The organism is uncultured Azohydromonas sp. (assembly GCF_937926365.1).
Classification (GTDB): domain Bacteria; phylum Pseudomonadota; class Gammaproteobacteria; order Burkholderiales; family Burkholderiaceae_C; genus Azohydromonas.
Map to the genome: position 1 here is coordinate 1 of NZ_CALAOH010000136.1, position 18,372 is coordinate 18,372.

Sequence of the window (18,372 nt, forward strand, 5' to 3'; positions counted from 1 at the left end):
AGGCCGTCTTCAGCCCAGCCTGGGCGCAGCCCAGCGCGGCCCGCAGGCCCGTCCAGGCGCCCCAATACGCATAGCCGCCCCCGGCCGCCAGCGGCAGCGCCAGCGCGACGAGCAGCGCCAGGCGCCTGCGCGGCGGCTCGGCCGGCTCGGCATCGGTGCGCAGCAGCGGCACCAGCAGCAGGGCCAGCACCAGCAGGCTCAGCGCGGCGGCGCTCAGGATGAAGCCGCTCATGCCGCGCCCTCCCCGCCTTGTACGGGTGCGGCGTCCTCATCGTCCTCGCCGCGCGCGCGGCGCCAGCGCGACCACAGCACGGCCAGCCCGGCCAGCGGCAGCAGCAGCGGAGCGATCCACAGCAGCGCGGTGCTGGCCTTCAACGGCGGCCGGTAGAGCACGAAATCGCCGTAGCGCTGCACGAGGTAGTCGCGCACCTCGCCCTCGGAGCGCCCGGCGGCCAGTTGCTCGCGCAACTCCCGCTTGAGGTCCCGCGCCAGCTCGGCGTCGGAGTCGGCCAGGCTCTGGTTGCGGCACACGAGGCAGCGCAGCTCCTCGGACAGCCGCGCCACGCGCGCCTCCAGCACCGGGTCCGGCAGCGCCGCGGCAGCCGCACCCGCGGCCAGCGCCAGCAGCAGCGCGCCCGCGCGGCGGGCCCAGGCGCCGGTGCCTGGGCCGACGGCCTGTACGCCGCGCTCAGCCACGGTTGAGCCTCTCGATCAGCGGCAGCAGTTCCTTGCGCACCGTCTCCGGCGTGAGCGGGCCGGTGTGCTTGTGGCGCACCACGCCGCGCTGGTCGATCACGAAGGTCTCGGGCACGCCGTACACGCCCCAGTCGATGCCCGCCTTGCCCTGCGTGTCCAGCGCCGTGAACGCGTAGGGGTTGCCGTTGGCCTTCAGCCACTCGCGCGCGCCCTCGGCCGAGTCCTTGTAGTTCAGGCCCACGACGGACACCCTGGCTCCCTCGGCCAGCGCCTGGACGGCGGGCAGCTCGGCGCGGCACGGCGCGCACCAGGAGGCCCAGACGTTGAGCACCCACACCTTGCCGCGCATCTGCGCCGGCACGAAACGCGTGCCCGGCGCGTCCAGGCGCTGCAGGTTGAAGGCCGGCGCGGGCTTGCCGATCAGCGGGGACGGCAGCTCGTGCGCATCGAGCTGCAGCCCGCGGCCCAGCAACAGCACCAGCACGGCGAAGGCCACCAGCGGCAAGCCCAGTAAAGGTCGGATTCTCATGAGACAGCGGCGTTCGCCAGGGAAGTGGAAGAAGGCGCGCAAGCCGATTCGGCGCGCGCCACGGGAGCGCGGCGCAGGCGCCGGTCCGCGGCGGACACGGCCCCACCCAGCGCCATGAGCAGCACGCCGGCCCAGATCCAGCCCATGAAGGGCTTCAAGTGCATGCGCACGATCCAGCGCTGGTCCGGCGTGATCTCGGCAATGGAGAGGTAGACGTCCCGCGTGAAGCCGCGGTCGATGGCGGCTTCGGTCATGGGCATCTGACGGGCGACGTAGAAGCGCTTCTCCGGCCGCAGTTCGGCCACCACGCGGCCCTCGCGCAGCAGCTCGAAGCGCGCCTGCGCCGCCAGGTAGTTCGGGCCGCGCTCCTGGCGCGTGTCCACCAGGCGCAGCACGTAGGCGCCGGCGCGCCCGCTCTCGCCCGGGCGCAGGCTCAGGTCGTGCGCGCTCTCCAGGCTCTTGACCAGCGTCACGCCGGCCACGAACACGCCCACGCCCAGATGCGCCAGCACCAAGCCCCAATGCCCGCCCGGCACGGCGCGCAGCCGCCGCCAGATGGGCGTGCGCGCCGGCGCCGCGGCCACGCGCTGCGCCAGTTGCCACAACGCGCTGCCCGCCACCCAGGCGGCCAGGCCCAGCCCCAGCGCCGCCAGCGGCGACAGCGCCAGCGCCACGCCGGCCGCCACCGCCACGTCCAGCGCGATGAACAGCAGCAGCCGCAGCCGGCGCCAGGCCGTGCCCGCCTCGGCCCGTTTCCAGGCCAGGAACGGGCCCACGCCGAGCAGGAACAGCAGCGGCAGCATCAGCGGCACGATCACCGCCTCGAAGTACGGCGCGCCCACCGAGATGCGCCCCAGGCCCAGGGCGTCCAGCACCAGCGGGTACAGCGTGCCCAGCAGCACCGTGGCGGTGGCCGACACCAGCAGCACGTTGTTCACCAGCAGCAGCGATTCGCGCGAGAACGGCGCGAAGCGCGGCCCCGCGCCCACCTGCGCCGCGCGCCAGCCGTACAGCGCCAGCGACACGCCGACCACCACCGCCAGGAAAGCCAGCAGCAACGCGCCGCGGCGCGGATCGGCGGCGAAGGCGTGCACCGAGCTCAGCACGCCCGAGCGGACCAGGAAGGTGCCCAGCAGCGACAGCGAGAAGCACAGGATGGCCAGCAGCACCGTCCAGTGCCTGAAGCCGCCGCGCTTCTCCGACACCGCCAGCGAGTGGATCAGCGCCGTGCCCGCCAGCCAGGGCATGAGCGAGGCGTTCTCCACCGCGTCCCAGAACCACCAGCCGCCCCAGCCCAGCTCGTAGTAGGCCCAGAAGCTGCCCAGCAGGATGCCGCCGGTGAGGAAGGCCCAGGCCGCCAGCGTCCACGGGCGGGTCCAGCGCGTCCAGACGGCATCGAAGCGGCCCTCGATCAGCGCCGCCAGCGCGAAGGCGAAGGCCACCGAGAAGCCCACGTAGCCCATGTAGAGCAGCGGCGGGTGCAGCACCATGCCGGGGTCCTGCAGCAGCGGGTTGAGGTCGCGGCCATCGGCCGGCGCCGGCCAGCCGCGCTCGAAGGGATTGCTGCCCAGCAGGATGAAGGCGATGAAACCCGCCTCCACCAGCCCCAGCACCGCCAGCACGCGCGCGGCGAAGGGCCGCGGCAGGCCGCGGCTGCCCAGCGCCACCGCCACGATCCAGCCCGCCAGGATGCCCACCCACAGCAGCAGCGAGCCCTCGTGCCCGCCCCAGGTGCCGGCCACGCGGTAGTGCAGCGGCAGCGTGCGGTTGGCGTGCTCGGCCACGTAGCGCACCGAGAAGTCGGTGGTTGCGAAGGCATGCACCAGCGTGCCCAGCGCCAGCGCCATGCACAGGCCCTGCGCCAGCGCCGCCGGGCGCGCCACGGCCATCAGCCGCGCGCTCCCGTACCGGGCGCCCAGCAGGGGCAGCACCCCCAGCGCCAGGGCCAGCGGCAGCGCGAGGATCAGCGCGAAATGGCCCAGCTCCGGGATCACGGCCGGCCTCCCGCCGCGCCGGCACGCGCGCCGGCCTCGGCCTGCCGCAGCGCCTGCGCGGCCTCCGGCGGCATGTAGTTCTCGTCGTGCTTGGCCAGCACCTCGGCCGCCACGAAGCGGCGCTGCGCGCCCTCGCCTTCGAGCCGGCCCTGCGCCACCACGCCGCGGCCTTCGCGAAACAGGTCGGGCAGCGCGCCGCGATAGGCCACGGGCACGCGCCGCGCGTGGTCCGTGATCACGAAGCGCACCTCCAGCCCGTCGCCCGCGCGCTGCAGTGAACCCTCCTCCACCAGCCCGCCCAGGCGAAAGCCGCGCTGCGCCGGTGCTTCGCCAGCCGCGACCTGGCTGGGCGAGTAGAAGAACACCAGGTTGTCGCGGAAGGCCGACAGCACCAGGGCCGTGGCCAGCCCCAGCAGCGACAGCGCCGCGGCGACCATCAGGCCGCGCCGATGCCAGGCCTTCATGACGGCCTCCGCGCGATGTCGTGCAGCGCGCGGCGGTGGCGCCGGCGCAGCGCCACGACCTCCCCCCCCACCAGCACGGCCAGCGCCCCTACCGAGGCCCAGACGTAGCCGCCATGGCCGCCCATCGCGGCCCAGGTCAACCAGCCGCCGCTCATCGCTTCGCCTCCGCCAGGCGGCGCACCCACTCGGCGCCGCGCTCGCGCTCCAGCGCCAGCGTGCGCGCCCGGGAGAGCACGGCCGCCGCCGCGTAGGCCCACAGCCCCAGCGAGCAGGCCAGCAGCGCCCACAGCATGGGCGCGGCCATGGAGGCGCCGCGCGGCGTGATGGAGGCGCCCTGGTGCAGCGTGTTCCACCACAGCACCGAGCCGTAGATCACCGGCACGTTGACCGCGCCGCCCAGCGCCAGCACCGCGCCGGCGCGGTCGGCGCGGCGCGGGTCGTCGATGGCCGACACCAGCGCCAGGAAGCCGGCATAGAGGAACAGCAGCAGCAGCATGGAGGTCAGCCGCGCGTCCCACACCCACCAGGTGCCCCAGGTCGGCTGTCCCCACAGCGCGCCGCTCCACAGGCACAGCGCCGTGAAGGCCGCGCCCGTGGGCGCCAGCGCCCGCATCACCAGGAAGGCCAGCCGCGTGTTGAATGCCAGCCCGATGCCGCCCCAGAAGGCCATGGCGAGGTAGCAGACCATGCCGATCCAGGCCGCGGGCACGTGCACGAACAGGATGCGGTAGACCTCGCCCTGCTGCGCGTCGGTGGGCGCCACGCCCAGCCCCAGCACCAGGCCCGCGAGGCTCAGCAGCGCGGCCAGCGTCCACAGCACGGGCAGCAGCCGGGTGCACAAGGCGTGGAAGCGCGGCGGCGAGGAAAAGCGCGTCCAGCCCAGCCGCGGGGGCGGCCCGGGCGGAGCGGCGTCGAGTGGGGTCACGGTGCGTGCAGCCATCGGGAAAAGGTTGAGTCGTCAATCGAGGGTCAGGCGCAGCGCCGCGGCGCCGCCCCAGGGCGCGAGCACGCCGGCGGCGGCCAGCACCGCGCCCAGCAGCTTCAGGTGGGGAGCCGGGTCCAGGCCCTGCAGCTGGGCGTCCACCGCGCCGGCGCCGAAGACGAGCACCGGCACGAACAGCGGCAGCACCAGCACCGCCAGCAGCGCGTGGCCGCCACGCGCGCCCAGCGTGAGCGCCGCGCCCAGCGTGCCCAGCAGGCTCAGCGCGGGCGTGCCCAGCAGCAGCGCGGCGGCGGCCACGGCCACGGCGCCGGCCGGCAGGCCGTACTGCAGCGCCAGCAGCGGCGCCAGCAGCACCAGCGGCAGCCCGCACAGCAGCCAGTGCGCGGCCACCTTCACCGCCACCAGCAGCGCCAGCGGCGACGGCGCCAGCAGCAGCTGCTCCAGCGTGCCGTCGGCCTGGTCGGGCGCGAACAGCCGCGGCAGTGCCAGCAGCGTGGCCAGCAGCGCCGCCACCCACAGCACGCCCGGCGCGGCCGCGCGCAGCAGCGCGGGCTCCGGCCCCAGGCCCAGCGGGAACAGCGCCGCCACCAGGGCGAAGAAGCAAGGCGGCGTGAGCAGTTCGCCGCGGCGGCGCGCGGCCAGCAGCAGTTCGCGCCGCAGCAGCGCCGGCACCGCGCTCAGTGCAGCCGCCATGCGCCGGCCTCCCCGCCCAGGTGCAGTTCGCGCGGGCTGACCGAGGCGGGCGACGCCGCCTGGTGCGTGGTGTAGACCGCCAGCCCGCCGCGCGCGAGGTGCGCGCCCAGCAGCCCCTGCAGCCCTTCGATGGCGGCGGTGTCCAGCGCCGAGAACGGTTCGTCCAGCACCCACAGCGCGGGCGTGCCGGGCAGCGCCAGCCGCGCCAGCGCCGCGCGCTTGCGCTGCCCCTGCGACAGCGCGCGCAGCGGCAGCCGCGCCTGCGCGTCCAGGCCCAGCAGCGCCAGCGCCGCGCGGGCCTGGGCGCTGCTGCAGGGCCGCCCGGACAGGGCCGCGGCGAAGCACAGGTTCTCCTGGGCGCTGAGCTCGTCCTTGAGGCCCTGGGCGTGGCCCAGGTAGATCAGCTGCGCCTGGAAGGCCTCGGCCAGGCCACGGATGGGCTTGCCATGCCAGGCCACCTCGCCCGCGGCGGGCCAGGCCAGCCCGCACAGCAGGCGCAGCAGGCTGGTCTTGCCGCTGCCGTTGGCGCCGCGCACCCACAGCGCCTGGCCGGGCCGCAGCTCGAAGCTCAGCGCCTCGAACAGCACGCGCTCGCCGCGGGACTGGCTGAGGTGGCGCGCCTGCAGGCTCATGGGCGCGGGCTCCGTTGAAGGCGGGCACGCCGCGGCGCGGCGGGATACGAGGGGAACATCGTGGCAAGGCGAAGAGGCCGCGGCGGCGGGGCCGCGTGTTATGGGTGCGTCCGCATCGGAGTGGCGGACCAGTTGAAAGGGACTGTATCGGCCGCCGCCATCGCGGTTAACGAACGAATGCGCGCATGGGTATGCGGCGGGATGGGCGGCCCGCACGACCGGAGCGGGCAGCGCCTACGCAATTCACCTTCACCGAACAGCGGCGTGCCTTCGAAGGGATCAGCCGGTTGCGTGGTGCAATGCCTGGTTCAGTTGATCGCGAAACAGTAGAGCAGCCCCGCCCCGCCCGTGCTCACCAGGTTTTCCTGGCTGCAGCCACGGCTGCGGTGGGCCGAGTTCCAGGACGTGTTGCCGCCGCCGGTGCGGTCGAAGTGGCCCACCTGCACGCTGCCCTCGCCCGAGCTCGTGTAGTTCTTGCAGGTGCGGTCCTCGGCGTCCGTGAAGGCGCGGCCGTCGGGCTGCGAGCCGGTGAGGATGTCGTGCTCGTTGGGCTGGCTGCCGGAGCCCTTGACGGGCTCGTTCTTCTCGGTGAACACGCTGTTGCGGCTGAGGTTGCTGCCCAGCCGCGCCAGCTCCAGCGTGTCGCCGTGCAGGTGCGCCACGTCGCGCGCGATCACGGCGCCGCGGGTGTTGTGCCAGGGCCCGGTGCCGATGCGGTCGCGCGCGTTCACCGCGGGCTGCCCGTCGGCGGCCTGGGTGCTGAGGTAGGCGCGCCAGGTCTTGGCACCGCCGCCGGCCGCGGTGGCGAGCTTCTGGCAATGCGCATCGGCGCCGGCCAGGCCGCCGAGGTTCGCGCCCTGCCCCACGCCCACGCTGGTGACGAAGAAGCTGAAGGGCGGCGGCGGGGTGCGCGGCGCCGAAGCGGCATTGGCCGGGGCCTGCTGGGCCGAGGCTGCCAGCGGCAGCAGCGCCGCGCAGGCGGCCAGCAGCGTGCCGCGCAGGCACAGGGAGAAAGGCTTGTGGGACATGGAGCAGCTCCGGAAGGAAGACGAAAAAAGAGGCGGGAGAACCCGCCCGTGGAGAGGACGGCCGCCATGGCGGGCCGTCCCGGCGCCCGAAAGGAAAACGGGTGTGGAGGCCTCATACGGGTCCCATGAAGTTTTCAAACGCGTATTCCGTTCGCCCTGAGGTATCGAAGGGTGAACGGCCCCGACTGCGCGGCAGGCCGCAGCGCCCGCTCGTACTTCGATGCGCCCGCAGGGCGCACCCTGCCCTGAGGTATCGAAGGGTCAGCACGAACGGGTTTTCAGCGTTCGAAAACCAACTGGGATCCGTATCAGTTCGCGTTGCGGAAGTCGTCGTGGCAGCCCTTGCAGCTGCGCTGCACCGCCGCGGCCTGGGCCTTGACGGCGGCAACGTCGCCGCTCAGCGCCACCCGGGCCAGCTCGTTGGCCTCCTTGTTGAAGGCGGCGGCGGCCTCGCCGGCCTTCTTGCCGTCGGTGAACAGCGCGGGCTTGACCGTGGTGTCGTGCCAGCCCTTGCCGGTCTCGGTGCCCGGCGCGTAGAGCGAGCCCATCCCGGAGTTGGCGATGGCGGCGATGGTGTTGGCCGCCCTGATCACCTCCTCCTTGTTGTAGGTGCCTTCGACGTTGGCGCGGATGCGCGCGGTGTTCCAGCCCAGCACCTGGTAGGCGGACTGGCGCCACTTGATGAGCTGCTCGGGCTTGGGCTGCTGCGCCTGCTGCGCGCCGGCGCCCAGGCTGGCGGCCAGCAGGCCCAGCGCGAGCACGGGCGCCAGCAGGGTCTTGGGATGAGGTTTCATGGGCTTCCCTGAGTCGGTGGTTGAGGAGAAAACGGGTTGTTCAGCGCGCGGGCGCGATCCGGCGCACGGCCTGCAGCGCCTGCAGCACGTTGGCGTCGGGGGCGATGCCGCCGATCACGGCGGCCACGCGGCCGTCCGTGCGCAGCACGAAGGTGGTGCGGTCGGCGCGCCCGTGGTCGATGTCGCGGCCCCGCGTGTCCCTGCGCCCGGACGGCGTGGCGCTGACGCCCACGTCGAAGCCGCGCGCGATGCGGCCATCGGCATCCGAGGCCACGGGCAGCTTGCCGGCGCAGTACTGCGGATCGGCGGAGAACTCGTTGAGCCGCTCGATGCCGTCCAGCGACACGCCCACCACCGAGGCGCCGGCGGCCTCGAACTCGGGCATGCGCTCGGCGAAGGTGCGGGCCTGCAGGTTGCAGCCGCCGGTGTAGGCCGCGGGGTAGAAGTACACGACCACCGGCCCGCGGGCCAGCGCGTCCTGGAGCTTGTAGTCGAAGGCCTGGCCGGCCAGCGAGGCGCGGGCCTGGAACGCCGGGGCGCTGTCGCCCTCGCGCAGCGCGGCGCGGGCGGAGGTGGCAAGGAGCGCCCCGGCGGCGGCGAACGCCACCGTGGCCAGGGCCTGCTGCAGGAAGGGATACATGGTCTCGGGCTCCGGAGCGCCGGCGCGTCAGCGCGCCAGGCGGCTACTTGAAAGGCTTGTAGGGGTCGTGGCAGTCGTTGCAGGCCAGCGCGATCTCGCGCGCGGCGCGCGCCGCGGCGTCGAAGTCGCCGCGCTCCAGCGCGCCGGGGATCAGCGCCGCGAGCAGCCGGCCGTCCTGCGAGATCTGCTCGCCGTCGCGGGCGGCGTAGTCCTCGACGAAGTAGCGTTCCATCAGGCCGTACAGGCGTTCGAGCTCGCGCGCGTCGGCCGTGGCGGCCTCCACGCTCCGGGCCGCGATGTGGCGCTGCACGCTGACGCTGCGCTGGTCGATGGCGCGCATCCACACGTCGAACTGGAACAGGCTGGCCGAACGCGCGGGCAGCGCCAGCAGCAGCCCCAGCAGGGCCGCGCCGGCCAGGCCGCGGCAAAGGGAACGGGCGGCCATGGCCTTCAGTTTTCCTTGTACACGTCGTGGCAGGTCTTGCAGCTGCGCGTGAGCAGCCCGACCGCGTCGCCGGCGGCGTCGAAGTCGCCCGCCTCCACGGCCGCGCGCACCTTGGCGGCCAGCTCGACCGTCTTGCGCGAGAAGCCCACGCCGTCGGCGGCGTCAGGCTTGGCGGCATAGACGCCCTCGACCTTCTGGAAGTAGGCCTGCAGCTCGGCGGCTTCCGCCGCCGCCTTGGGCTGCTTGAGCGCGACGTTGGAGTCCAGGCTCTTGAGCGTGTCCTCGATGTCGCGCATGTCGTCGTCGCGAATCTCGAACTGTGCGGACGCGACACCGCCCAGCAGGGCCAGGTGCAGCGCGATGAATACAAGGGTCTTGCGCATGGAATCGATGACTTGGCACGGACCGGTGGCCGCGGCGGCGCAGACGCCACGGCTGCCGGCAGCGTGGGTGAACGGGCCCGGCCGCGAAGGCCGGGCGGGGCTTCAGGCCAGGATGTCCTTGACCACCTCGCCGAAGACGGTGGTGGCCTTCTCGGCGCGGCCCTGGTGGGTGAAGATGAGCTTCTTGTGGTCCAGGCCGAGCTGGTGCAGCACCGTGGCCTGCAGGTCGTAGGTGTCCACGATGCCGCTGACCGCGCGCAGCCCAATCTCGTCGGTGGCGCCGTAGCTGCCGGGCTTGACGCCGCCGCCGGCGATCCACTGCGTGTAGCCCCAGGGGTTGTGGTCGCGCCCGTCGCCGGTCTGGCCGTAGGGGGTGCGGCCGAACTCCGAGGCCCACACCACCAGCGTGCTGTCGAGCAGCCCGTGCGAGGCCAGGTCGGCCAGCAGCCCGGCCACCGGCTTGTCCACCTGCTTGCACATCACGCTGTGGTTCTTCTCGATGCCGTTGTGCGCATCCCAGCTGTCCACGCTGTTGTCCGGCGCGCCGGAGATGACGTGCACGAAGCGCACGCCGCGCTGCACCAGGCGGCGCGCGCGCAGCAGCGCGGTGCCGTACTCCTCGGTTTCCTTGGCATCGATGCCGTAGAGCGCCTTGGTGGCGGCGCTTTCCTTGCCGAGGTCCACGGCCTCGGGCGCCGAGCTCTGCATGCGGTAGGCCAGGTCGTAGGACTTGGCGCGCGCCTGCAGCTCGGTGTCGCCGGGGTAGCGCCCGGCCTGGCGCTCGTTGAGCGACTTGAGCAGGTCCAGCGTGGCGCGCTGCTCCTCGGCGCTCACGCCGTCGGGGCGCGCCAGGTGCAGGATGGGCAGGTCGCCCTGGCGGAAGGCCGTGCCCTGGTAGGCCGCGGGCAGGAAGCCCGAGCTCCAGATCACCGCGCCGCGGCCGCCGCCGGCCGAGCCCTTGCCCGTGGGCAGCACCACGAAGGCCGGCAGGTCCGGGTTGGCCGAGCCCAGGCCGTACTGCACCCACGAGCCCAGCGCCGGGCGCCCCGGCACCAGCCCGCTGGTGTGCAGCTTGAGCGAGGCGATCACGTGCGTGCTGCCCTCGGTCTTGCTGCCCTTGAGGAAGGCGATCTTGTCGGCCTGCGTGGCGATGTGGGGCAGCCAGTCCGAGACCCAGGCGCCGCTCTCGCCGTGCTGCTTCCAGGTGCGCTTGGTGGCGTAGAGGTTGCCCACGCCACCATCGGTGGCGGTCTTGAGGTTCTTGCCGAAGGAGTCCGGCAGCGGCGTGCCGTTGAGGCGCACCAGCTCGGGCTTGTAGTCGAAGAGGTCCAGCGAGCTGGGCGCGCCGGCCATGTGCAGCCAGATCACGGCCTTGGCGCGGGGCGTGAAGTGCGGCGGGCGCGGGGCGATGGGGTCCAGCGCGTCGGCGGCGAAGGCACCGCCGGGCAGGATGAGGCCGCCCAGGCCGGCGCCTGCCAGGCCCAGGAAGTCGCGGCGAGAGAAGTTGCTCATGGTGCGTCGTCCTTGTTCTTGAGGATTCAAAGGTCGTTTCGTAAGTACCGAAAACCACCGTTCGGGCTGAGCCCTCCGACGGGCCCGGGGCGAACGGTGAGTGCGGGTCAGAAGCGGTAGAGGAACTCGTTGGAGTTGGCCACGGCGTGCACCAGGTCCACGAAGGCCGCGGCGCGGGCGGGGTCCTGCTTGCCCTCGCCCTTGCGCGCGGCGCTGGGCGCGTCGTCCTCGTCGTCGTCGCCCGCGCCGCGGGCCTTGGCCGCCTTCTCCTGCTGCTTGTCCAGGTACTGCACGAAGGAGGCCTTCTCGAAGCGATCGGGCGCGCGGCCGTACACGGTCTTGTAGAACTTGTCGATCTGGCCGGCGACCTCGGGCTTCACGCCCCAGCCCTCGGGCACGTTGAGCTTCTTGCCGCCGCTGGCCTGCTTGCGCAGCAGCGCCTCCTGCTTGTCCAGGAAGGCCAGCAGCGCACGCTTCTCCTCCAGCGAAGGCAGCCGCGAGTACAGGATCTGGAACAGCCGATCCAGCTGTGCCGCCTCGCTGGCGGGCGCCTCCTTCTGCAGCCGCCCGGCCAGGGCCTTGGACCACTCGAACACCAGCTCGCTGTTGACCAGCGCCAGCGCCTGCGGCGCGGTGGTGGTCACGTCACGCTTGTTGTGCACGTTCTGCGGGTTGGCCCAGTCGAAGGTGTCCAGCAGCGGGTACGGGTTGTTGCGCCGCACGAAGATGTAGGCGCTGCGGCGGTAGTGGTCGTGCGGGTTCTCCGAGGTCACCCAGGCGCTGCGCTGGCCGCCGATGTCGAAGTTGGGCGGCAGCGGCGGCATCACCGCCGGGCCGCCGAGCTTCTCCTCCAGCAACCCCGCGGCGGCCAGCAGCGAGTCGCGGATCTGCTCGGCCTCCAGGCGCTGGCGCGGGAAGGCCCACAGCAGCTTGTTGTCCGGGTCAGCCGCGGTATCGGCGCGCGGCGTGGAAGCCTGGCGGTACACGCTGGAAAGCATGATCTGGCGGTGCAGCTTCTTCACGCTCCAGCCGTTGCGCGCGAAATCGTCGGCCAGGTAGTCCAGCAGCTCCGGATGCGTGGGCCTGGTGCCGGCCTTGCCGAAGTCGCTCACCGTCTCGACGATGCCGCGGCCGAAGAACTGGGCCCACTGGCGGTTGACGAACACGCGCGCCGTGAGCGGGTTGTCCGCGCTGGTGAGCCAGTTGGCCAGCGCGGTGCGCCGCCCCGACGACGTGGCCGTGGGCTGGATGCTGGGCTTCTGCTCCGTGAACAGCGCCGGGAAGCCGGGCTGCACCTCGTCCAGCGGCCGGTCGTAGATGCCCTTGAACAGCACGCGCGTGGGCGGCGCATCGGCGTGGCCCAGCTCCGTCATGGTGGAGATGTTGCCGGGGTCCCTGGGCTTGAGATGGTCGAACTTCCGCAGCTCCTCCGCCAGCGCCTGGTACTTGGCGTAGTTCTCCTTGTCGCGCGTGCGCAGCTGGTTGACGGCGTTGCGCGTGCGCCCCTGCATGGTCCAGAGGTTGCGGTGGTAGATCCAGCGGTCGTAGGCATTGCGCTCGCTGGCGGGCTTCATGATCGACTCGCGCGTGGCCGGCACGAAGCCGGAGAGCCGGTCGGACTCCAGCTTGTCGATGACGGGCTTGAGGATGGCCTCCTGCTGGTCGCGGATGTCCTTGGTCGCCGCCTCCCACTTGGCCTTCTTGAGCTCGTACTCCGCGCGCTCCTTGCCCGAGAGCGCCAGCACGTCGTCGCGCCAGCTCGCGTTGACGAAGAAGGCCTGGAATTGGTAGTACTCCTTCTGCGAGAGCTTGTCGTACTTGTGGTCGTGGCACTGCGCGCAGTTGAACGTGGTGCCCAGGAACACCGAGCCGACGGTGTCGGTGAGGTCGTTGGCCACCTCCTGCTTCTTGAGGTTGAGGTCGCGCGCGTTGATCTCGTCCGGGAAGCTGCGCAGGAAACCGGTGGCGACCAGCGCCTCATTGTTGTCGGGCCACAGCTCGTCGCCGGCGAGCTGCTCCTTGACGAAGCGGTCGAAGGGCTTGTCGTCGTTGAAGGCCTTGATCACGTAGTCGCGGTAGCGCCACATGTTGGGCCGGTTGCCGTCGGTGTTGTAGCCGTCGCTGTCGGCGTAGCGCGCCAGGTCCAGCCAGCGCCGGCCCTGGCGCTCGCCGTAGCGCGGCGAGGCCAGCAGCCGGTCCACCAGCTTTTCATGCGCGTTGGGCGACTTGTCCGCCACGAAGGCCTTCACCTCCTCGGGCGTGGGCAGCAGGCCCCAGGCGTCGAGCGTGGCGCGGCGGATGAAGGCCGCGCGCTCGGCCTCGGCCGAGGGCTTGAGCGACTTGGCCTCCAGCCTGGCGAGCACGAAGGCGTCGATGGGCGTGCGCACCCAGCGCGCGTCCTGCACCTGGGGTACCGCGGGGCGCTTGAGGCTCTGGTAGGGCCAGGGCTTCGCGGCGGCGGCCTTGGGCGCATCCTTGGCCGGCGGCTGGTCGGCGGCGGCAGCCGCCAGCGACGCGATCGAAAGGAGAACGGCGAGGTGAATGTGCCTGTTGATGCTTTTCATGGTCTTGCTCCTGATGCAGCAGCGAGGACGGGAGAGCCTCGTTTACTTGTGCAACTACCGCGCCAGGCCGGCCGCGTCTTGCGGCCGCCCGGCCTGTCCGGGCGTGCGCGTGCGCGGCGCCCGGGCGTGGGGTCGGCACTGTTGCCGGCGCAGCAGCGCGGCAACAGGCCTGTTGGCGGCGGCGCAGCCGCGCCGCTCAGAGCTTCCCGGTGATCTGGATGCCGAAGGAGCGCGGCGTGCCCGGGGTGTAGCTGGTCCAGCTCTGCGAAGTCGGCGTGGTGTTGTTGAAGAGGTTCTTCACCAGCAGGCTCACGTCGAAGCTCTTGTCGCGCTTGCCCACGCCCACGGCCGCGTCCACGAGGTAGTTGCCTGGAATGCGCGAATGGATCGACAGCGCGTTGTCCGAGAGGTAGCTCGACGTGTACGCCACGTTGCCCGCGACGTGGAACTCCTTGTCGCCGAACACCGGCGTGCGGTAGTCGGCCCCGATGTTGAAGGTGAACTTCGGCGCGCCCGGCAGCGTCTTGCCGCTGACGTCCTTGAAGGGGTTGGCGAGGCTCACGAGGTTGCCCTCCTCCACCGGGTAGGCGGCGTTGGGGAAGCTCTCGTACACCGCGCGGTTGTAGGCGCCGGCAAAGCGCAGCGTGACGTTGCGCAGGCCGGCGTAGAAGGCATCCACCTCCAGGCCCGAGACCTTGACCTTGGGCGCGTTGCTGGTGACGGTGGCGTAGGCGTTGGGGTCGGCCTTGCCGGCGTCCTGGTTCAGCTTCGTGGTGTAGGCGTCGAGCAGCCGCACCGAGCCCTGGTAGTCCTTGATCTTGGAATGGAACACGTCGGCGTTGAGCACCAGCGCCTTGTCCAGCAGCGTGGACTTGAAGCCCAGCTCGAAGTTGTTGGTCTTCTCCGCCTTCACCGGGTAGGACACGCCATTGAAGAACTGGGCGATGCCGGCCTTCTCGCCATGCTGGAACGAGAAGTAGGCGGTGAGGTTGGGGTTGACCTTGTAGCTGGGGCTCAGCGTGATGGTGGGCTGGGTGGCGATGTAGGGCTGCGCCTGGGCCGGGTTGAACAGCACGCCCAGCTGCGCCAGCCGCACCGCCTTGGCCGCGGCGACCTGCTTCTGCTGGTCCGGCGTCAGCGCCGCGTAGCTCGCCACGCCGAAGTACTTCTGCGCCGTCGAGTCGGCCAGCGCCAGCTGCGCGGCGCTGTTGGTGCCCAGCTTGCCGCTGGCGTCGGTGGCGAAGCCGCCCAGGCTGACGCCGCCGATGGACACCGGGTTGAGCTCCGGCGCGGAGCCGTTGTCCACGATGACCGAGGAGCCCGTGTTGCGGCGTATCTCGCGCGTCACGCGCACGCCGGTGGTGAGCGTGAAGGCCTCGCTGAGGTGCCAGTTGGCCTGGGTGAAGAGCGCGCCGCTCTTGTTGTCGATGTCCTGCACGCCCGTCGTGTCGCGGGTGGCCAGCTTGAGGTTGGCCAGCGAGCTGGCCATCAGGTAGCGGCCGGCGCCGTCGGCGTCCAGCGTGCCGTACTGCGCGGCCGAGGTGAACCAGGCGCCGGCATCGTTGCCGAAGACACGGTTGTAGGTGGCCGAGTTCTTGACCCTGAGGAGGTACGCGCCGGCCTGGTAGTCCACGAAGCCGCCCACCGGCGAGGACAGGCGCAGCTCCTGGCTGATCTGCTTGTAGTCGTTCCAGTAGCCGCCGGAGTTGCGGTAGACGTCGAAGGGCGTGCCCTCGTCGTTGACGGCGTTGAAGTGGTAGTCCTTGTAGGCGGTGATCGAGGTCAGCGTGTGGTCGCCCGCGAGCTTCCAGTTGAGCTCGGCCGAGGCGCCGCGGCTGCCGGTCACCAGGCCGCGCGCGGCGTCGTTGTTGATCGTGTTGTAGTAGTCGTCGAGCGTGTAGCTGCCCAGCTGCGTGAACCAGCGGCGCGACAGGCGGTTCGTGGTGTCGTAGGCCGAGGCCGTCGGCTTGAGGGCGGTGCCGTCGAGGTACGTGGCCGGCGGGGGACGGTTGTACGAGCGGCCGTTGGTGGTCTCGCCGGCGCGCGGCTGCAGCTCGAAGCGCGTGAGCGCGCTGAAGTCGGCGCTGGGGCGCAGCAGGAACTGCACGCGCCCGGAGACGCGGTCCTTGTTGGTGTAGGTGACGTCGTTGTTGTACTGGTTCTTGATGTCGCCCTCGCCGCGATTGACGGAGAAGGTGCCGCGCCAGGCGAGCACATCGTCCTGGATCGGGCCGCCCACCGCGGCCCAGGCGAACAGCCCGTCGCGCTCGCGGAAGGAGAGCGCGTAGTCCGCCGTGGGCGTGAAGGACGGGCGCTTGGTGTTGATGATGATGTTGCCCACGCTGGTGTTCTTGCCCAGCAGCGTGCCCTGCGGGCCGCGCGAGACCTCGACGGTGTCGATGTCGATGAAGTCGAAGCTGGAGCTCAGCGCGTTGTAGGCATAGCTCACGCCGTCGATGATGAGGCCGACGCTGGGGTCCTGCGCCTCGGTCTGCCCGACCTTGCCGATGCCGCGAATCGAGATGCTGCTGGTGCGCTGGTTGCCCTGGTTCCAAGACACGTTGCCGGCACGCTTGGTGATCTCCTCGATGCCGCTGGCACCCAGGCGCGTGAGCTCGGCGCCCTGCACCACCGAGATGGACAGCGGCACGTCCTGGAGCTTCTCGATGCGGCTGCGGCTGCGCACCGTGACCGCGCCCAGCGCCTGGGGCGCCTCCTGCTCGGCGGCCGAGGCGGCGGCCTCGGGAGCGGCCGCGGCCTCAGGGGCGTCCTGGGCCTGGACACTGCAGGTACCAAGAAAGGTGATGCCCGCAACGATGGCGGCGATCGGGGTCAGTTGGAAGGAGCGCGGGTTGTCGTCGGTGCGGTGCTGCGCTTGGGCTTGCCCCGGGTTCTGCTTGCGGGTCACGGATGGCCTTTCCTGATGCTGGAAATTGAAGAAGCTTTGCGGCCTGTAAAGCAGGGTCTGTACCTAGAACGTCGGCGTCTAAGCTCATGCACGGATCAGCCGGAAAAATGCGCTTTTGGCGGTGTTTCCGCGGCCTGTCGGGCGGTTTGGAGGAGCGCGGCCGTGAACCGGCCCCAGCGCAGCTGTTGCCAGTGCAACAGCATCCGCGCAGGTGCTGCTGCCCAGCCACCTTGGTGCGGCCGTGGAGCCCGCGCGATCGGCGCCGCCGCTGGCGCGCGGGCGGCTGGCATGGATGCTGCGATGCAGGGCCACGCGGGCGTGCCGCTGGCGCACGGCCCTCGACTTCCTCATCGACTCCGATCCCAACCATGAAGATCAAGACCCTTTCCGCCCTCGTCCTGCTGGCCGCCGCACTGGCGGCCCCGCACGTCTCGGCGCAGGACAATGCCGCTCCCGCGGCGGCCCAGCAGGCCCGGGCCTGGAAGTACAAGACCAAGCGGCTCAACGCCGCCGAGGTCGATGCGCTGCTGGCCCAGCCTGAGAAGCTGCTGGTGCTGGACTTGCGCCGGCCCGACGAGCTCATCCGCTACGGCAGCTTCCCCGCCTTCCTGAACATCCAGAACGCGGAGATCGACACGTACCTGGCCTACCTGCCCAAGGACCGCGTCATCCTCACCGTCTCCAACCACGCGCTGCGCGCCGGCGCCACGGGCGACGCGCTGGCGGCCAAGGGCTACGTCGTGGCCGGCGCCACGGGGTCGGAGGACTACGAGCAGGAAGGCGGCAAGGCCGTGCGGCACATCCAGCCGCGGCCGCCGCGCAATGCCGCCTCGGCTCCGGCCGCGCGCTGAAGCCAGCGCCGTCCCGTTCCCCTTCGTTGACCTGACATCCAAGGCCCGCTCATGAACTCCCTGCCCTCGCTGCCGCAGGCCGATCAAGCCCTGCCGTCCGCGCCCGCGCTTCTGCCGCGCCGGCGCATCCGCGTGTGGGACCTGCCCACCCGGTTGTTCCACTGGAGCCTCGTGGCCGCCGTGCTGACCGCCATCGTGACCGGCCAGATCGGCGGCGACTGGATGGTCGTCCACGGCCGCGCCGGGCTGGCAAGCGTGGGCCTGGTGGTGTTCCGGCTGGTGTGGGGTTTCGTGGGTGCGACGCACGCGCGCTTCGCGCACTTCGCGCCCACGCCCGCGCGGCTGTGGGCCTACCTCAGCGGCCAATGGCGTGGCGTCGGGCACAACCCGCTGGGCGCGCTGTCGGTGTTCGCATTGCTCGCGCTGGTCGGCACGCAAGCCGTCACGGGGCTGTTCAGCAATGACGACATCGCCTTTGCGGGCCCGCTGGCGTCACGCTTCAGCGAGGAACTCTCGGCCCGGATGACGGGGCTGCACCACCTGGTGGCCGACGGCCTGCTGATCTTCGTGGGCCTGCACGTGCTGGCCATCGTGCTGCACCGGCTGATCAAGAAGGACGACCTGGTCACGCCCATGCTCACCGGCGACAAGGAAGTGACCGTCGGCGAGCCCACGCGCCCGGGGAACCGGCTGGCCCTGCTCGTGGCCGTGGCGCTGGCCGTGGCCGCGACCATGGCGGCCAGCGGCGCGCTCTGGGACGAAGCGGCCGAGGCCGCCGCCCAGCCGCCGGCAGCCACGGCCAACAGCTGGTGATTCCCGCAAGCGGCGCGGGTCGCGAGACCCGCTGCCACCTGATCGGGTTCCCGAGCGCAAGGCCACCCTGGGTCGCCTTGAAAGTTGATGACGCAAGCGTCCCGGAATTGGAGACCACCCATGAGCAGTAAACCAGCCCGATCCCGGATCGACGCCAGCGGCCTGCGCTACGTCAGCAAGGCGCACGGCACCCCTTTCGGCGAACGCCACGCGGACAGCACGCGGACGATGTCGTGCTTCCTGTGCGGGGTTCATCAGCCGCGGGCGCAGCTGCGCTCGCGCAAGTTCGTCGGGCGGGTGCAATACGTGTGCGCGCCCTCCTGCCGCGAGCGGCGCGAGCAGGCGATGCAGCCGGCCCAGGCGCTCGTGAAGAGCGACGACGGCGCATGAGCCGCCTCGCTGCCTGGGCCGTCGCCGTGCTGGCGGCGGCGCTGGGGATGGGCGGCCCGGCCGCGGCGCAGGACGCGGCGCAGGACGCGGCGG

At 71.7% G+C, this 18,372-nt stretch carries 19 protein-coding genes and 1 pseudogene; 3 read left to right on the forward strand and 17 right to left on the reverse strand.

What is annotated here, in order from left to right:
• The 17 genes and pseudogenes from Q0741_RS14305 to Q0741_RS14385 form a co-directional block, all read right to left on the reverse strand.
• Window positions 1-232: pseudogene (locus tag Q0741_RS14305) on the reverse strand (hypothetical protein); the annotation flags it as partial.
• A complete protein-coding gene (locus Q0741_RS14310; RefSeq protein WP_367184116.1) occupies window positions 229-696 on the reverse strand; it encodes a cytochrome c-type biogenesis protein in 468 nt (155 codons plus the stop codon). The pseudogene Q0741_RS14305 and the gene Q0741_RS14310, both read right to left, overlap by 4 nt.
• Window positions 689-1,225: a DsbE family thiol:disulfide interchange protein gene (locus Q0741_RS14315; RefSeq protein ID WP_298233881.1), complete on the reverse strand. Its 537-nt coding sequence runs from the start codon at window positions 1,223-1,225 to the stop codon at window positions 689-691. The genes Q0741_RS14310 and Q0741_RS14315 overlap by 8 nt, the downstream gene beginning before the upstream one ends.
• Window positions 1,222-3,219: a heme lyase CcmF/NrfE family subunit gene (locus Q0741_RS14320; RefSeq protein WP_298233882.1), complete on the reverse strand. Its 1,998-nt coding sequence runs from the start codon at window positions 3,217-3,219 to the stop codon at window positions 1,222-1,224. The genes Q0741_RS14315 and Q0741_RS14320 overlap by 4 nt, the downstream gene beginning before the upstream one ends.
• The gene (gene ccmE, locus Q0741_RS14325) at window positions 3,216-3,683 is read right to left on the reverse strand and encodes a cytochrome c maturation protein CcmE (RefSeq protein WP_298233883.1); all 468 of its coding nucleotides are present in this window, start codon (window positions 3,681-3,683) and stop codon (window positions 3,216-3,218) included. The genes Q0741_RS14320 and ccmE overlap by 4 nt, the downstream gene beginning before the upstream one ends.
• On the reverse strand, window positions 3,680-3,838 hold the full coding sequence (gene ccmD, locus Q0741_RS14330; protein ID WP_298233884.1) for a heme exporter protein CcmD: 159 nt from the start codon (window positions 3,836-3,838) through the stop codon (window positions 3,680-3,682). The genes ccmE and ccmD overlap by 4 nt, the downstream gene beginning before the upstream one ends.
• Window positions 3,835-4,608: a heme ABC transporter permease CcmC gene (gene ccmC / locus Q0741_RS14335; RefSeq protein WP_298233885.1), complete on the reverse strand. Its 774-nt coding sequence runs from the start codon at window positions 4,606-4,608 to the stop codon at window positions 3,835-3,837. Before ccmC ends, ccmD begins: the two co-directional genes overlap by 4 nt.
• Window positions 4,609-4,641: 33 nt before the next feature.
• Window positions 4,642-5,319 carry a heme exporter protein CcmB gene (ccmB, locus tag Q0741_RS14340; RefSeq protein WP_298233886.1) on the reverse strand — a complete coding sequence of 226 codons (678 nt, stop codon included), beginning with the start codon at window positions 5,317-5,319 and terminating at the stop codon, window positions 4,642-4,644.
• Entirely contained in the window at window positions 5,304-5,951 is a 648-nt protein-coding gene (ccmA, locus tag Q0741_RS14345) for a cytochrome c biogenesis heme-transporting ATPase CcmA (protein WP_298233887.1), read from the reverse strand. The genes ccmB and ccmA overlap by 16 nt, the downstream gene beginning before the upstream one ends.
• Before the next feature lie 308 nt (window positions 5,952-6,259).
• Window positions 6,260-6,979: a lectin gene (locus tag Q0741_RS14350; RefSeq protein WP_298233888.1), complete on the reverse strand. Its 720-nt coding sequence runs from the start codon at window positions 6,977-6,979 to the stop codon at window positions 6,260-6,262.
• Between the two features lie 308 nt (window positions 6,980-7,287).
• The gene (locus tag Q0741_RS14355; protein ID WP_298233889.1) at window positions 7,288-7,773 is read right to left on the reverse strand and encodes a cytochrome c; all 486 of its coding nucleotides are present in this window, start codon (window positions 7,771-7,773) and stop codon (window positions 7,288-7,290) included.
• 40 nt (window positions 7,774-7,813) lie between these two features.
• A complete protein-coding gene (locus tag Q0741_RS14360) occupies window positions 7,814-8,413 on the reverse strand; it encodes a peroxiredoxin (protein WP_298233890.1) in 600 nt (199 codons plus the stop codon).
• Window positions 8,414-8,456: 43 nt separating this feature from the next.
• Window positions 8,457-8,858: a hypothetical protein gene (locus Q0741_RS14365; protein WP_298233891.1), complete on the reverse strand. Its 402-nt coding sequence runs from the start codon at window positions 8,856-8,858 to the stop codon at window positions 8,457-8,459.
• A 5-nt stretch (window positions 8,859-8,863) separates the two neighbouring features.
• On the reverse strand, window positions 8,864-9,241 hold the full coding sequence (locus Q0741_RS14370) for a cytochrome c (RefSeq protein WP_298233892.1): 378 nt from the start codon (window positions 9,239-9,241) through the stop codon (window positions 8,864-8,866).
• Window positions 9,242-9,343: 102 nt separating this feature from the next.
• Complete coding sequence (locus Q0741_RS14375) at window positions 9,344-10,753, reverse strand: DUF1501 domain-containing protein (protein ID WP_298233893.1); 1,410 nt, start codon at window positions 10,751-10,753, stop codon at window positions 9,344-9,346.
• 107 nt (window positions 10,754-10,860) lie between these two features.
• A complete protein-coding gene (locus tag Q0741_RS14380) occupies window positions 10,861-13,317 on the reverse strand; it encodes a DUF1549 and DUF1553 domain-containing protein (protein ID WP_298233894.1) in 2,457 nt (818 codons plus the stop codon).
• Between the two features lie 196 nt (window positions 13,318-13,513).
• On the reverse strand, window positions 13,514-16,225 hold the full coding sequence (locus Q0741_RS14385) for a TonB-dependent receptor (RefSeq protein WP_298233895.1): 2,712 nt from the start codon (window positions 16,223-16,225) through the stop codon (window positions 13,514-13,516).
• Between the two features lie 368 nt (window positions 16,226-16,593).
• On the opposite strand from Q0741_RS14385, the gene Q0741_RS14390 reads away from it, so the two are divergent.
• The 3 genes from Q0741_RS14390 to Q0741_RS14400 all read left to right on the forward strand — a co-directional run bounded on the left by Q0741_RS14390 (window position 16,594) and on the right by Q0741_RS14400 (window position 18,279).
• Window positions 16,594-17,076: a rhodanese-like domain-containing protein gene (locus Q0741_RS14390; RefSeq protein WP_298233896.1), complete on the forward strand. Its 483-nt coding sequence runs from the start codon at window positions 16,594-16,596 to the stop codon at window positions 17,074-17,076.
• A 51-nt stretch (window positions 17,077-17,127) separates the two neighbouring features.
• Entirely contained in the window at window positions 17,128-17,889 is a 762-nt protein-coding gene (locus Q0741_RS14395; RefSeq protein WP_298233897.1) for a cytochrome b/b6 domain-containing protein, read from the forward strand.
• 120 nt (window positions 17,890-18,009) lie between these two features.
• Complete coding sequence (locus Q0741_RS14400; RefSeq protein ID WP_298233898.1) at window positions 18,010-18,279, forward strand: hypothetical protein; 270 nt, start codon at window positions 18,010-18,012, stop codon at window positions 18,277-18,279.
• Window positions 18,280-18,372 lie beyond the last annotated feature (93 nt).

Coding starts and splice junctions, on each gene's coding strand:
- Q0741_RS14365 (WP_298233891.1), bottom strand. CDS start 8,858: ATGGCCGCCCGTTCCCTTTGCCGCGGCCTGGCCGGCGCGGCCCTGCTG.
- Q0741_RS14360 (WP_298233890.1), bottom strand. CDS start 8,413: ATGTATCCCTTCCTGCAGCAGGCCCTGGCCACGGTGGCGTTCGCCGCC.
- Q0741_RS14400 (WP_298233898.1), top strand. CDS start 18,010: ATGAGCAGTAAACCAGCCCGATCCCGGATCGACGCCAGCGGCCTGCGC.
- Q0741_RS14395 (WP_298233897.1), top strand. CDS start 17,128: ATGAACTCCCTGCCCTCGCTGCCGCAGGCCGATCAAGCCCTGCCGTCC.
- ccmA (WP_298233887.1), bottom strand. CDS start 5,951: ATGAGCCTGCAGGCGCGCCACCTCAGCCAGTCCCGCGGCGAGCGCGTG.
- ccmD (WP_298233884.1), bottom strand. CDS start 3,838: ATGAGCGGCGGCTGGTTGACCTGGGCCGCGATGGGCGGCCATGGCGGC.
- Q0741_RS14315 (WP_298233881.1), bottom strand. CDS start 1,225: ATGAGAATCCGACCTTTACTGGGCTTGCCGCTGGTGGCCTTCGCCGTG.
- Q0741_RS14350 (WP_298233888.1), bottom strand. CDS start 6,979: ATGTCCCACAAGCCTTTCTCCCTGTGCCTGCGCGGCACGCTGCTGGCC.
- Q0741_RS14390 (WP_298233896.1), top strand. CDS start 16,594: ATGAAGATCAAGACCCTTTCCGCCCTCGTCCTGCTGGCCGCCGCACTG.
- Q0741_RS14375 (WP_298233893.1), bottom strand. CDS start 10,753: ATGAGCAACTTCTCTCGCCGCGACTTCCTGGGCCTGGCAGGCGCCGGC.
- Q0741_RS14380 (WP_298233894.1), bottom strand. CDS start 13,317: ATGAAAAGCATCAACAGGCACATTCACCTCGCCGTTCTCCTTTCGATC.
- Q0741_RS14355 (WP_298233889.1), bottom strand. CDS start 7,773: ATGAAACCTCATCCCAAGACCCTGCTGGCGCCCGTGCTCGCGCTGGGC.
- ccmB (WP_298233886.1), bottom strand. CDS start 5,319: ATGGCGGCTGCACTGAGCGCGGTGCCGGCGCTGCTGCGGCGCGAACTG.
- Q0741_RS14370 (WP_298233892.1), bottom strand. CDS start 9,241: ATGCGCAAGACCCTTGTATTCATCGCGCTGCACCTGGCCCTGCTGGGC.
- ccmE (WP_298233883.1), bottom strand. CDS start 3,683: ATGAAGGCCTGGCATCGGCGCGGCCTGATGGTCGCCGCGGCGCTGTCG.